The organism is Allobrachymonas wangyanguii (assembly GCF_045055315.1).
Lineage (GTDB): Bacteria > Pseudomonadota > Gammaproteobacteria > Burkholderiales > Burkholderiaceae_C > Brachymonas > Brachymonas wangyanguii.
The window spans coordinates 1,577,782-1,590,442 of record NZ_CP173677.1 but is presented as its reverse complement, the minus strand read 5'-3'; the positions used below and the strand labels follow the sequence as shown (position 1 = coordinate 1,590,442).

The window sequence follows — 12,661 nt, the reverse complement described above, 5'->3', positions numbered from 1 at the left end:
GCGCCGTGAGCCAGGCCCATGCGCTGGACGCCCTGATCGAGGCCTTGCGACGCCTGCCCGGCGTGGGTGTGCGTTCGGCCTCGCGCATGGCCTTTCACCTGCTGCAGCATGACCGGTCCGGTGCCGAGCAGCTGGCGCAGGCGCTGCAGCATGCCTGCCAGAGCGTGCACCATTGCCGCTTGTGCAATACCTTCACCGAGCAGGAGATCTGCAGCACCTGCCAGGATCCGACACGCGATTCGGGCTTGCTGTGCGTGGTCGAAACGCCGGCAGACCAGTCGGCGCTGGAGCGCACCCAGGCCTACCGCGGCCTGTATTTCGTGCTGATGGGCAAGCTCAGTCCGCTGGACGGTATCGGCCCGAAGGATATCGGGCTGGGACGCCTGTTGCAGCGGGTGGAAGAGGGCCAGGTCAAGGAAGTGATCCTGGCGACCAATTTCACCGCCGAAGGCGAGGCCACGGCACATGTGCTGACTGAGCTGCTGAAGACGCGTGGCGTGCAGGTGACCCGACTGTCACGCGGGGTTCCGGTAGGCAGCGAGCTGGAGTATGTCGATCTGGGTACCATTGCCTATGCGCTGAGTGACCGGCGCTGATACTGACAAGGACGACCCATGGCTGGACTGAGCCCCGATACCCCGCATCCCACCGGCATTACCGTACATACCCAATCGCGCCAGCTGGAAGTGAGTTTTGATGACGGCAAGCAGTTTCTGCTGCCGTTTGAATTGCTGCGCGTGTATTCCCCGTCGGCCGAGGTCAAGGGCCATGGCGAAGGCCAGGAAGTCCTGCAGACCGGCAAGCGCCTGGTCGAGATCGTGGACCTGACACCGGTCGGGCACTACGCGATCCAGCCGCGTTTCAGTGATGGCCACGACAGCGGCATCTACTCCTGGGATTACCTCTACAAGCTCGGCAACGAGCAGCAGGCCTTGTGGCAGGACTATGAAGAGCGTCTGGCCAAGGCGGGCGCTTCGCGTGACCTGTTGCCGCATGAGCAGGTGGTAGCGCGATCCGGCCAGGGTGGCGGTTGCGGATCGGGCGGCTGCGGCAGCAAGCACTGAGCTGGGCGGCTAGAATGGGGGTTCCGCTCCCCGTGAGCCCCATTTGCAGTAGCCAGCCATGAGCCAGACCCATTTCGGATTCCAGACCGTCGACGAACAAGACAAGGCCAAGCGCGTGCGCGGGGTGTTCGACTCCGTTGCGTCCAAGTACGACATCATGAACGACCTGATGTCGGGTGGACTGCACCGTGCCTGGAAGGCCTATACCGTGATGGTGGCCAACCTGAAAGAGGGCGATCGCGCGCTCGACATTGCCGGCGGTACCGGTGACCTGTCGCTGGCCTTTGCCAAGAAGGTTGGCAAGACCGGCCAGGTGGTGCATACCGATATCAACTACGCCATGCTCAGCACTGGCCGCGAGCGCCTGCTGAACAAGGGTCTGGTGCTGCCGACGGTAGTGTGTGATGCAGAGAAGCTGCCGTTTCCCGATGGCCATTTCGATCTGGTCAGCGTGGCTTTTGGCCTGCGCAACATGACGCACAAGGACGCGGCGCTCAAGGAAATGAACCGCGTGCTCAAGCCGGGCGGCAAGCTGCTGGTGCTGGAGTTCTCGCGCGTGGCCAAGCCGCTGGAAAAAGTCTACGACTGGTACAGCTTCAACGTGTTGCCGCGCATGGGTAGCATGGTGGCCGGCGATGCGGAAAGCTACCGCTACCTGGCGGAATCGATCCGCATGCACCCGGGCCAGGAAGAACTCAAGGCGCTGATGAAGCAGGCCGGCTTTGGCCATGTGGACTACCACAACATGACGGCCGGTGTCGTGGCGCTGCACGTTGGCATCAAGTGCTGATGCAGTCCATAGACCACAATTTACATTGATATCGCTTGCAAATGGGGTCTTGGGACCCCATTTGCTTCATAATCAATCACGCTATTTTCATTATCAGGAGATCCCTTTATGCGACGACTACCGACCATCCTGCTGGCACTGACGCTGGCCCTGACCAGTGTTCACGCCGAAGCCAAGCGCATGGGCGGTGGCAAGTCCATGGGACGCCAGTCTTCCAACGTGACGCAGCAGCAGTCCACCACGCCTCCGGGCGGCGCTGCGCAGGGTACGGCCACGCAGCAGGCGCAACAGCCTGGCCGCCAGGCCAACCAGACGGCACCGGCTGCCAATGCGGCGCCCAAGCGTCCGTGGGCTGGCATGCTGGGCGGCCTGGCCGCTGGTCTGGGCCTGGCCTGGCTGGCGAATGCGCTGGGCTTTGGCGAAGGCCTGGCCAACGTGATGCTGATCCTGCTGGCGGTGATGGCCGCCGTGGTGCTGTGGCGCCTGTTCCGCCGCAATGCGGCACCGGCTGCCCGTCCGGCCCAGGACCTGGCCTACCAGGGTGCCGCCCAGGCACCGCGCAGCTACAACCCGAAGAACGTCGGCAATGACGCCTCGGCCCGCCCGTGGGAAAGCCAGGGTAGCAATTTCCAGGCCAGCCAGCCGGCCGCTGGTGGCAGCATGATCGGTTCGGCTCTGTCTGGTTCGCAGAACTGGGGCGTGCCGGCCGGTTTTGACATCGACGGTTTCCTGACCGCTGCCAAGCGCAACTTCAACACGCTGCAGGACGCCTGGGATCGTGCCGATGCCAGCAGCCTGCGCGCCATGATGACTGACGAGATGCTGGCTGAAGTGCGCCAGCAACTGGCCGAGCGTGAAGCGGAAGGCCGTACCAGCAAGACCGTGGTCGAGAAGCTGGACGCCCAGCTGCTGGGTATCGAGGAAACCGCTGACGACTACCTGGCCAGCGTCGAGTTCTCCGGTATGGTGAACGAGGATGATTCCGGCCTGAGCCCGTTCCGCGAAGTCTGGAACATGAGCAAATCCAAGTCCGGCCAGAGCGGCTGGCTGGTGGCTGGCATCCAGTCGATGCAGTAAATGGTCCGGATCGTGGCGCAAGGCCACGGTTTGTGACACGGCAGCACGCCCGAGGCGGCAGCTGCCATCAAAATCAGGGAGAATGGGGGACTATGGAAACACCACAGTCCCCCTTTTCCTTTCTTGGCCGTCTGGCCGATTCCGCGTCCGGCCTGCTGGACAAGTCTTCCCTGCCTGAAGGCCTGGTGAATGAGCTGCAGCGCCGCGTCGTGCTGGTGCTCAACCATGTCGTGATGCAGGAGCCTGAAGCGCAGCAGCGCCTGCTGCGCCAGAAAGGCCGCATCGTGCTGGCCCAGTGGCGCCAGTTCGACATGCGCCTGCAGATCACGCCGGCCGGCTTGTTCGACCTGGCTGATACTGCTGGTTCGCCCGACCTGGTGATTACTGTCGATCAGGGTTCACCGCTGGATCTGGCCAGGACCGCGATCCAGGGCGGCAAGCCGGCGGTGCGCATCGAAGGCGATGTACAACTGGCCGCCGAGATCAACTGGATGGCGGATCATCTGCGCTGGGACGTCGAGGAAGATCTGGCGCGCGTGATCGGTGATGTGCCGGCACATACGCTGGCGCGCGTGGGCCGCAGCGTGGCCGATGCGGCACGTGGCATGATCGGCAAGGTGGTGCCGGGTGCTGATGCTGCTGATACACCGAAGCAGGGCGGCGGGCAATGAAATTTGCACGTGGCCTGTACATCATCTGGGTCTTTTTCCGCTACGGTCTGGATGAGCTGCTGCTGACCAGCGTGCCGCACAAGGGCTTGCGCATGGTGTCGCGCGTGCTCACCGTGGGGCGCAAGCTGGAACAGCCGCGCGGCGTGCGCCTGCGCATGGCGCTGCAGACGCTGGGCCCGATCTTCGTCAAGTTCGGCCAGGTGCTGTCAACGCGGCGCGACCTGCTGCCGCCAGATATTGCGAATGAGCTGGCCCTGCTGCAGGACCAGGTCGAACCGTTCCCGGCCGAGCAATCGGTGGCCATCATCGAGCGTTCGCTGCGCAAGCCGATCAACGTGCTGTTCACCGAGTTCGAACGTGAGCCGGTGGCCAGCGCCTCGATTGCGCAAGTGCACTTTGCCCGCATGCGCGATCGCCATGGCGTGGAACGCGAAGTCGCGGTCAAGGTGCTGCGTCCGGGCATGCACCAGGTGATCGGCAAGGACCTGAGCCTGATGCGCATGATGGCCGGCTGGGTCGAGCGCCTGAACGAGGACGGGCGCCGGCTGAAGCCGCGCGAGGTCGTGGCCGAATTCGACAAGTACCTGCACGACGAGCTGGATCTGGTGCGCGAGGCGGCCAATGCGGCACAGCTGCGCCGCAACATGGAAGGCCTGGATCTGGTGCTGATTCCGGAGATGTACTGGGAATGCATCACGCAGGATGTGCTGGTGATGGAGCGCATGCGTGGCATTCCGGTGAGCCAGACCGAGCGCCTGCGCGAGCTGGGCGTGGACATTCCGAAGCTGGCACGTGATGGCGTCAACATCTTCTTCACGCAGGTGTTCCGTGACGGTTTCTTCCATGCTGACATGCACCCGGGCAACCTGCTGGTCAGTGTCGAGCCGGCCACGTTTGGCCGCTTCATCCTGCTGGACTTTGGCATCGTTGGCACACTGACCGAGTACGACAAGGAATACCTGGCGCAGAACTTCACTGCCTTTTTCCGCCGTGACTACAAGCGTGTGGCCGAGTTGCACGTGGAAAGTGGCTGGGCTCCCGCCACGACGCGTATCGACGAGCTGGAAGCTGCCGTGCGCGGCGTCTGCGAGCCGTACTTTGACCGTCCGCTGAGCGAGATTTCGCTGGGCATGGTGCTGATGCGCCTGTTCCAGACCTCGCGCCGTTTCCAGGTGGAGATCCAGCCGCAGCTGACGCTGCTGCAGAAGACGCTGCTCAACGTCGAAGGTCTGGGCCGCGACATGGATCCGAACCTGGACCTGTGGAGTACCGCCAAGCCCTTCCTTGAAAAGTGGATGATGGAGCAGATGGGGCCGAAGCGTTTCATCGAGGAGCTCAAGCGCGAAGCCCCGTCGTACGCACGCCTGCTGCCCGAGCTGCCGGTGCTGCTGAGCCGCTTCCTGCGCGAGCAGGGCAAGCCGGCGCAACAGCAGGCCCTGCAGCAACAGCAGAAAGAGCTGCTCGCTCTGCTGAAGGAGCAGCGCCAGACCAATCGCCTGCTGCAGGCAGTGCTGTACGGCGCGATCGGCTTTGGACTGGGCCTGCTGGTGATGCAGCTCCTGCCGCACCTGGGCCTGATTTTCCGCCTGTAAGCGGCCGCGACAACTGTCGCAAATATGCTGCAGTTGGCAGCATGAATGCACCACTGACCACGGTCCGGACTGGTTTCTGCCTGTCCGGACCTTTCTTTGCCCGGATAATGCGCAGCATGGAAATCAGGCCTGACGTCTGAGGGATAACTACATGCTGCTTTTTCTTGTCTTTTTGTACCTGGCGGTGACCATCGGCATTGGCCTGTATGCCGCGCGCCGCGTGAAGAACACGGCCGACTTTGCCGTGGCCGGCCGCAACCTGCCGCTGACCATGATCATCACGCTGACCTTTGCCACCTGGTTCGGCTCCGAGCTGGTGCTGGGGATTCCGGCCAAGTTCATGCAGGACGGCATGGGCGGCATCGTGGAAGACCCGTTTGGCGCCGGCATGTGCCTGATCCTGGTTGGCGTGTTCTTTGCTGCGCGCCTGTACAAGATGGATCTGCTGACCATCAGCGACTACTACAAGGTACGTTACGGCACCTTTGTCGAGGTGTTCTGCTCGATCCTGATCATGATCAGCTACCTGGGCTGGGTCTCGGCGCAGGTGGTGGCGCTGGGTCTGGTGTTCAACCTGTTGTCGAACGACCTGATTTCGGTGCCCTGGGGCATGGCGCTGGGCATGGTGTCCATCCTGGCCTATGAACCGCCCCGGGTTTCGAGGAGGCTGGTTGGTTTAAGTGGACACCTCTGCCAAGGTGTTGCTGTCGGCAAGTTGCCTCCAGTAGTTTGCCTCAGCTTCTGCCGGCGGGATACCCCCGATCGGCGTGAGCAGTCGGACGTGGTTGAACCAGTGCACCCATTGCAGGGTCGCCAGTTCCACGGCTTCCCTGGTCTTCCAGGGGCCCCGGCGATGAATCAGTTCGGCCTTGTATAGCCCGTTGATGGTCTCGGCCAGCGCGTTGTCGTAGCTGTCGCCTTTGCTTCCCACTGATGGCTGGATACCTGCCAGGCCCAGCCGCTCGGTGTAACGGATGCTGACGTACTGGCTGCCCCTGTCGCTGTGGTGCGTCAAGGCATGCGCTGCTGGCTGGCGCTCATACAGGGCCTGTTCCAGCGCATCGAGCACAAAGTCCGTGTGCATGCTGCGGCTGACACGCCAGCCCACGATGCGCCGGGCGTACACATCCACCACGAAGGCCACGTACAGCCAGCCCTGCCAGGTGCTGACGTACGTGAAGTCCGACACCCACAGCTCGTTGGGCCGGCTGGCCTTAAACAGCCGGTTGACATGGTCCAGCGGGCACGGCACTGATGTGTCCGGCGTGGTGGTGCGCATCGTCTTGCCTCTGCGTGCCCCTTGCAAGCCCATGGTACGCATCAGCCGCTCGACTGTGCACCGCGCCACCCGGATGCCCTCGCGGTTCATCTGCAGCCAGACCTTGTCGGCGCCATAGACCTGCCAGTTGGCATGCCACACGCGCTGGATGTCGGCTTTCAAATGGTCGTCATGCTGGGCACGTGCGCTGCGCAGTTGCGGGTTGCGTTGCCGGGCCGCATGGCGCCAGTAACACGACGGGGCCATCTGCAGCACCCGGCAGATGGGCTCGACCCCGTAGTCATCGCGGTGGCGGTCGATATAGGCCTTCACTTCCTGAGCTGGCGGTCGAGCTCCGCCTGCGCGAAAAACGCACTGGCAGTTTTGAGGATCTCATTGGCACGGCGCAGCTCCTTGACTTCGCGCTCCAGTTCCTTGATGCGTCGCGCATCCGAGGTCGTGGTACCCGCACGCAGGCCAGCGTCGATCTCGGCTCTCTTGACCCAATCGTGCAGGGTTTGCGGCACACAGCCAATCTTCGGCGCAATCGATTCGATAGCTGCCCACAACGAAGGGTACTCGGCTCGATGCTCCTGCACCATGCGCACAGCGCGCTCGCGCACTTCCGGGGAAAACTTGTTGGACTTGTTCATGGCTCCATCTTCTCAAGAGTTGGGGCCTCCTCCAAACCCGGGGCGGTTCAGTTCGCGCCCGCGCGGTTGAACATCACGATCAACGATCGCTTCGGTCATCCTGTGCAGCCTGAGGAATGGTTCCTCGTTCCGCTGTTCGTGATCGATGAGGCTGTGGCGCGCATCAAGGATGGCAGTATCACCGGCTACGTGTATGACCCTAATGCCGCGAAGCTGGTGAAGGTATAGGGCAGCCCAAATGCAAGAATAGCCTTGGCCGCTGACCAGGATGAACACCAAGAGGAAAGAGCATGACGAAGCTGCACCAGGACGACCAAACCGAACCGTGTTTCATAACCGACGGCCCGCCGTCCGGCGACCTGCCGATCCCTCCGTATCGAACGATGAACCTGCCGCAAATCCTGGCAGGCCTCGCCGATGGCGAGTTGGCGAGGTGGCCTGGTGACATCGCTGATGCCGAGCGGGAGAGGCGGCGCCAGACCGGAGGTTGAACGCCATACGACAGTGCTAGTTCAACTTTTCTTGGCGTTGCATGGCATGGCGGATTCAAATCTAATATGCAACACATGCGGCGCCGGAAGGTCCGCAGATACCTAGCCAAGAAGCGTTCGAAGGTTGTTGCGAATGAGGCTAGCTATATCGCTCGCAGGTAGCCCGTGCAAGCGGCCCAGTTTCTCGACGACGCTTACGACATCGCTTGGTTGCGAAGGTCTATCGCCAGTGCGAGTGAAAGGACCGTCGGTTTCCGTCAGCATCCGATCCAAGGGAATTGCCTGCACCATCGGTGCGTGCCGCTCGTTACTCAGCATTCCCGCATTTATCGAGAAGTAGCAGCCTAACTCCAGCGCACGCTTCACCTCGCTCTTTGTCCCTGTGAACCAGTGGAGAACGATTTTCCCGCGCTCGGGTGGTAGATGCGTCTCGACAAGATCAAGTACTGCTTTGGCTGACCTGATGCTGTGGACCGTGATGATTTTCCCACCGGCCTGAGCGCAGCGCTGCAACACATGCTGGAATACGCGCTTCTGCGCATCGAGCGACTTGAAGAACCGGGGGCCGGCGTCCAATCCGACCTCACCGATGTAGCGCGCCTCCGCAAGGTATCGATCCCACAATTCGATTTCGTTTTCACGCTCCGCGACCAACTGCGGATGCAGTCCCAGCGCCGCTCGAACATGCTTCGTTCGCTGCGCGAGTTCGTGATTGCGAGGCCAGGCGCGCGGTGTTGTCGTCACCGCCAGCGTGAACACGCCGGCCGCCTCCGCGTCCCGAACTGCCACGGCATGATCCGGGTAGAGATCGAGGTGGCAGTGGAAGTCCACGAGGCCAGTTGAAGAGATCATGCACGCATCCTCGTCAACTGGGTTTCGCCTCGGTGCCATCAATGAGCCGCGCAACTTCGCCAAGGCCACGCCGATAAACATCGGCAAGCTCATCCAGATGCTCGGCTTCGTCAGCAAGCGAGCCCGGTTTGTGAATCAAGAGGTTTGCGAGCTGCGGTTTTCCCCTCAAGCGCTCGATCGCGTACTGAAACGACCTAACCTGTACTCCGGTCGCTTGGCGCGTATCCAACGGCTGGGCCTGAAGGTCGGGTACGGTGTATGTCGTCGGATCGCTTCCCGTACCCCATGCTGCCTCCAACGCTGCGCGGCGGATCAGACATGGCAGACAGTAGCCGCAGTGCTCGATGCCATGCCCTAGCCATCGGGCTTTGGCGGGGGACGAGCACGACAACGAATCTGGCGCCAGCTTCTTCAAGAGGGCTGGGTTGCGGCAGGCTGCGGCCATCTCGCCCTTCGTCTTGTCCCAGTACGGATTCTGAACTTCGCCGTTGATGCCGAGTTCGCCGAGTAGGTCGTTCCACCTTGCCATGTAGTAAGGATGCGTAGTTCGAGTGCTGTTCGAGCCCAGCCGCAAAGGGTCCAATGGCACATTCAGAGCGATCAGACCATTCTCGGGTACGCGCAGTACAAAGCGGTGCCCTAGCCCAGTGCCCGCGAACACGCCGAGTGCGAAGAACAGGAACGACCTGCCGCGCGTGCTGTCTTCCGAACCAACGTCGGCCACCAAGCCTTTCTTGAAGGTCATGCCGACACGCAGCCGCTCGAAAGACGACTTGGCATACTGCTTTCTCAAACCCGTGAACAATTTGCCTTGCGCGTCGCTGATTGAACCTTCACCAAAGTGACTGATCAGTAACGGCGTGGCGCCATCCTCCAACAGGTCGATGGCGCCAATCAGGCTGTCCAGTCCTCCAGAAAATAGGCTGACGGAATCAAAGGGGAGAACGATCAGGCTCGGAGGAGCTGCCTGGGCGATCGTCGCGAAACGAGCAGGACGTGCCCTGAAGCCAATCGTCCAGCGATCGCCTGTCAAAAAGTCAAGCGACTTCTTCAGCGTCAGTGCTGCTGCGCTCCAGCGAGCTGGATCGCTGACTGGAACAACCAGCCGTATTTCGCGCGTCCACGAGTCCTGTGACTGCTCGGCACGAGAGATGCGTGTGTCGGCCGCATGGACATGAGCTGCCAGCACCAGCAGGTCGATGCCGATCTCCGAGGGGAATACGCCGATCTTCTTCAGGGTGGTGAGCGCGCCACCGAGGCCGTGATCCAAGGACTTTTCGCCGATGACCAATTGCAGGTAGGTTCGCTGCTCATCGGCGCCTACCGTTACATCAACGTGGTCGTCAGGGCCGAAACGGCCAGCCAAGAGTTGCCGCTTCATTGATTGGCCTCCGCATCACCCAAGGTCTGCAAGATCGCGAATGCAGACTCGTACACTGTGTCCACGAAGCTCTGAATTCGTTCGGGCGTGAGATTGGGTGTCTCTGTCCTGGCACGAGTGACCGCGTCGCTTACCCCGCCTCGGATGAAGTCGCGCAACTGCTGCTCGACGCGGTGTGCAGCCTGCGCGTCCGCTGGCATGGTCACGGCCTTGGTGCCAATGTCGTTGCAGATGCGCGCCTCGATCGCATGGGTGGCATACAACTCGAAAACCGCCTGCATCTGATCTGGGGTGAACGTGGCAAGGTCGGTGAGACCTTCGCTCGCCAGTTCAACGATGGTTTCGATGTAGGCCTCGCGGGCGATGCCTTCATCGACCGTTCCCGCGCCCGGACAGATGTAGTCGGCCAGGCCCACGAAAATTTCGGTGATCGGGCGACCCGCTAACGATTCCAGGTCCAGCGCTCGCAACGCCTCGCGCACACCCCGCGTTTGCGCATCGGTCAGGAAGCCGAGGAGTCGCGCGCCGGAACCCCGAGAGGCACCCATGCGTTGGGCAGCTTGGCGCGCGCCCCCGGCGGACGTCGAGACGTACTTTGAGACGGCGCGGCCCAGGCTGGCCCGGTCGCTACCGCCGGAGCCCGCGAATCGTGTGAGGTTAGAGCGAGCACCGGCGAAGCGTTGCGGGTCCGCAGTCCGGGGAATGGGCGGGCGGTTCGGCGGCACCGGTGGCGCAGTGCCATCCGCGGGCGCCTGGCCGTCCGGACCTGCCCCATTGCCCGGAGGGGCAGCAGAAGCGTCACCGCCACCGGCGTCGCCCAGCCATGAAGGAACAAGCGGTGTTCCGCCGCCAGGGCCGCCGTAAGCTGTCGAGGTTCCCATCAACGTCCTCCCTTCAGATCCCTGAGCACTGCTTCGGCGCTTGCCTTGAGGCCGGGGTTGTTGGTGACCTTGCCCCAGTCTCCCAGCAGCTTCGTCAGGCGCGTGGCGCATTCGGTGTCTTTGATGACACCCTGCCAGCCGCTGACCGCCCAAGGCCCGCACTTGCCGCTTGGCAGTGCCTCTAGGAAATCCATCAAGTGGGTCTGAAGGCCGGGCTGGGCCTTCACGAGGACAACGAGGCCTTCGACACCCGCCGGCTTGGTGTCGAAGGCTCCCGTGCTCATGATCTTGCTGCGTACGGCCTCAAACACCTTCTCGGCTTCGGGCTGCACGAGCTGCTTCAACTCGGCCTCGTAGCTTTGGACGGTCATCTTGCCCCCGAACAGCTTCTCCACCACGCCAGCCAAGTGCCCCAACACAGACACCGGGCCGAAGTAGTCCTTCTTGTCCTTTGTCACGAACAGATATGGGCGCAGGTCGATCCCTGACAGCTTCGGCGAGAGACGAGCCCAGTCGCGCACCGGCTCCTGCGACTTCCACTCATTCAACACGGCACTGTCGGGCGTGGGTGGAGGCTCGCCGCTGGTCGTCTTCCCCTTGGGCTCACCATCTTTGTCACCAGTCGCCGCCAAACCCCTCTCCAGTGCTTCCAGGTCTTCGCACAGCCCTTGCGGATGGATCGCCGCAACGAACGCGATCTGCTCGAACAACCTCGGGATGAAGCGTTCCGCGAGCATGAGCTTCGCGAGCACGGGGAGCTTGATGTCGTCGCCGAAACCGCGTGCAATCGCGGTGCGCTCGCGCAACAACAGCGTGTTGAGAAAGCGCTTGATCTGTCGAGGGTTGCCCTTCGTGCCGCTGGCCAGGATGGGGCCGATCTGGTCGCTGAGCGCAAGCGCATTGTTCGCTTTTTCGGACTGCTGGCCGAGTGCCGCCTTGACAGTCGCTGCGTCCAGACCGCCGCTGGTCCAAGGCCGCTTCAGCTTTTCCCGAGCGACAGCGATCAGCTTCCCATAGTCTGCGTCGTTCTCGCCAATCTCGGCGCTGGTCAGCAACAACGTGACGTAGATCCGCGTCTCGGCCTCTCCCAAGGCCGGGATGCGGAACGGAACCTGGATGAGCTTTTCGAGATAGTTGCGGGCGTAGTCGCGCGGGCCGGTGCTGTCGGGCAGATCGGGGAAGTGTTTGCGCACCGCGTACTCGATCATCGCCTCGTCGGCCGCGACGACGAACGCCGTCCGCGCGGTGAAAACGAACAGCCGGATGGCTTCGAGCGTTTCAATGGCGGTGTCGGGCAGGCAGCGGTCGAGGTCGTCGATTAGGACCACGAGTTGCATAATGCCTGCGTCTTTCAGGAGTTGATCGAACGCCTTGCGGAACGCCTCCACTTCTTCCGGCACATTCTTGGACTCGTCCGGTTTCAGCAGGGCCTTCGCCTCATCGATAGCCGTCGAGATGTTTTCCTTCGTTGCGAGCTTGGTAGGGTCCGCCACCAGCGCTTCAAGCGAGCCCACGATAGCTGCGATTTGCTCGGACGTCGGGATACCCGTAAACGCGGTTAAGGCCAAACCACCGGCTCTCTTGGCGACCTTCAGCCAGTCGATGCGGCGAAAGACATCCTTGACGGCTATAGCCGCCTTGTTCAACGCTGGTCGTTTCTCGATCAGGCCAGTGACGATCCCTTCGATTAGGGCGATCTTCGCGTCTTCGAAGCCCTGAAAACGCCACCCATTGAATTTAAGGCATAGGACATCGTCCTTGTCCGCGAAGCCCTCCTCGATCATTTCGAGCACGCTGGACTTGCCCGCTCCCCAGTCGCCGTGTACGCCGATCGTCACCGGATGGTCGGGCTTCGCGCGAAGCAGCCCAATGATCGTGGCGGCAATGGCCTCGTTGTTCAGGAGATCAACTTTGGTTTCGTTGTCGGTCAGGATCACTTGTCTCCTCCTTT

12 protein-coding genes, 2 pseudogenes and 1 other annotated feature are annotated in these 12,661 nt (G+C 62.1%); of the genes and pseudogenes, 9 read left to right on the top strand and 5 right to left on the bottom strand.

Annotated features, from left to right (window positions below):
* Positions 1-5 precede the first annotated feature (5 nt).
* From recR to ACI3EV_RS07665, 7 genes and pseudogenes are all read left to right on the top strand, one after another.
* Positions 6-596: a recombination mediator RecR gene (gene recR, locus ACI3EV_RS07695; RefSeq protein WP_329771382.1), complete on the top strand. Its 591-nt coding sequence runs from the start codon at positions 6-8 to the stop codon at positions 594-596.
* Positions 597-614: 18 nt separating this feature from the next.
* Positions 615-1,064: a DUF971 domain-containing protein gene (locus tag ACI3EV_RS07690; RefSeq protein ID WP_329771381.1), complete on the top strand. Its 450-nt coding sequence runs from the start codon at positions 615-617 to the stop codon at positions 1,062-1,064.
* Between the two features lie 58 nt (positions 1,065-1,122).
* Positions 1,123-1,854 (top strand): bifunctional demethylmenaquinone methyltransferase/2-methoxy-6-polyprenyl-1,4-benzoquinol methylase UbiE, encoded by a 732-nt coding sequence (ubiE, locus tag ACI3EV_RS07685; RefSeq protein ID WP_329771380.1) that lies wholly within the window; start codon positions 1,123-1,125, stop codon positions 1,852-1,854.
* Between the two features lie 108 nt (positions 1,855-1,962).
* On the top strand, positions 1,963-2,931 hold the full coding sequence (locus ACI3EV_RS07680) for a TIM44-like domain-containing protein (protein ID WP_337691928.1): 969 nt from the start codon (positions 1,963-1,965) through the stop codon (positions 2,929-2,931).
* Positions 2,932-3,023: 92 nt separating this feature from the next.
* The gene (locus tag ACI3EV_RS07675; RefSeq protein WP_337691929.1) at positions 3,024-3,602 is read left to right on the top strand and encodes a hypothetical protein; all 579 of its coding nucleotides are present in this window, start codon (positions 3,024-3,026) and stop codon (positions 3,600-3,602) included.
* Complete coding sequence (ubiB, locus tag ACI3EV_RS07670) at positions 3,599-5,194, top strand: ubiquinone biosynthesis regulatory protein kinase UbiB (RefSeq protein WP_337691930.1); 1,596 nt, start codon at positions 3,599-3,601, stop codon at positions 5,192-5,194. Before ACI3EV_RS07675 ends, ubiB begins: the two co-directional genes overlap by 4 nt.
* A gap of 151 nt (positions 5,195-5,345) precedes the next feature.
* Positions 5,346-5,837, top strand: a pseudogene (locus tag ACI3EV_RS07665) (sodium:solute symporter family transporter); the annotation flags it as partial.
* A 33-nt stretch (positions 5,838-5,870) separates the two neighbouring features.
* Here the strand turns inward: ACI3EV_RS07665 and ACI3EV_RS07660 are convergent.
* A protein-coding gene (locus tag ACI3EV_RS07660) for an IS3 family transposase (RefSeq protein WP_323030487.1) occupies positions 5,871-7,105 on the bottom strand; the annotation gives its coding sequence in 2 pieces (ribosomal slippage) (positions 5,871-6,817 and positions 6,817-7,105; 1,236 coding nt in all).
* Positions 6,711-6,827 (bottom strand) — a sequence feature (AL1L pseudoknot). (Overlaps the previous gene by 117 nt.)
* 51 nt (positions 7,106-7,156) lie before the next feature.
* Here ACI3EV_RS07660 and ACI3EV_RS07655 point away from each other — a divergent pair.
* Positions 7,157-7,333 (top strand): annotated as a pseudogene (locus ACI3EV_RS07655) (GIY-YIG nuclease family protein); the annotation flags it as partial.
* 62 nt (positions 7,334-7,395) lie between these two features.
* Entirely contained in the window at positions 7,396-7,596 is a 201-nt protein-coding gene (locus ACI3EV_RS07650) for a hypothetical protein (protein ID WP_337691384.1), read from the top strand.
* Between the two features lie 102 nt (positions 7,597-7,698).
* Here the strand turns inward: ACI3EV_RS07650 and qatD are convergent, their stop codons facing one another.
* The 4 genes from qatD to qatA form a co-directional block, all read right to left on the bottom strand.
* Entirely contained in the window at positions 7,699-8,448 is a 750-nt protein-coding gene (gene qatD / locus ACI3EV_RS07645; protein WP_337691382.1) for a Qat anti-phage system TatD family nuclease QatD, read from the bottom strand.
* Between the two features lie 13 nt (positions 8,449-8,461).
* Positions 8,462-9,829, bottom strand: coding sequence for a Qat anti-phage system QueC-like protein QatC (gene qatC / locus ACI3EV_RS07640; protein WP_337691381.1), 1,368 nt, complete (start codon positions 9,827-9,829; stop codon positions 8,462-8,464).
* On the bottom strand, positions 9,826-10,377 hold the full coding sequence (gene qatB, locus ACI3EV_RS07635) for a Qat anti-phage system associated protein QatB (RefSeq protein ID WP_405197979.1): 552 nt from the start codon (positions 10,375-10,377) through the stop codon (positions 9,826-9,828). Before qatB ends, qatC begins: the two co-directional genes overlap by 4 nt.
* Before the next feature lie 332 nt (positions 10,378-10,709).
* Positions 10,710-12,647, bottom strand: coding sequence for a Qat anti-phage system ATPase QatA (gene qatA, locus ACI3EV_RS07630; protein ID WP_337691379.1), 1,938 nt, complete (start codon positions 12,645-12,647; stop codon positions 10,710-10,712).
* Between the last annotated feature and the right edge of the window lie 14 nt (positions 12,648-12,661).

What these genes read in the sequence shown, in the direction of transcription:
- ACI3EV_RS07690 (WP_329771381.1), top strand. Translation starts at nt 615, where the DNA reads ATGGCTGGACTGAGCCCCGATACCCCGCATCCCACCGGCATTACCGTA.
- ubiE (WP_329771380.1), top strand. Translation starts at nt 1,123, where the DNA reads ATGAGCCAGACCCATTTCGGATTCCAGACCGTCGACGAACAAGACAAG.
- ACI3EV_RS07680 (WP_337691928.1), top strand. Translation starts at nt 1,963, where the DNA reads ATGCGACGACTACCGACCATCCTGCTGGCACTGACGCTGGCCCTGACC.
- ACI3EV_RS07675 (WP_337691929.1), top strand. Translation starts at nt 3,024, where the DNA reads ATGGAAACACCACAGTCCCCCTTTTCCTTTCTTGGCCGTCTGGCCGAT.
- ubiB (WP_337691930.1), top strand. Translation starts at nt 3,599, where the DNA reads ATGAAATTTGCACGTGGCCTGTACATCATCTGGGTCTTTTTCCGCTAC.
- ACI3EV_RS07650 (WP_337691384.1), top strand. Translation starts at nt 7,396, where the DNA reads ATGACGAAGCTGCACCAGGACGACCAAACCGAACCGTGTTTCATAACC.
- qatD (WP_337691382.1), bottom strand. Translation starts at nt 8,448, where the DNA reads ATGATCTCTTCAACTGGCCTCGTGGACTTCCACTGCCACCTCGATCTC.
- qatC (WP_337691381.1), bottom strand. Translation starts at nt 9,829, where the DNA reads ATGAAGCGGCAACTCTTGGCTGGCCGTTTCGGCCCTGACGACCACGTT.
- qatB (WP_405197979.1), bottom strand. Translation starts at nt 10,377, where the DNA reads ATGGGTGCCTCTCGGGGTTCCGGCGCGCGACTCCTCGGCTTCCTGACC.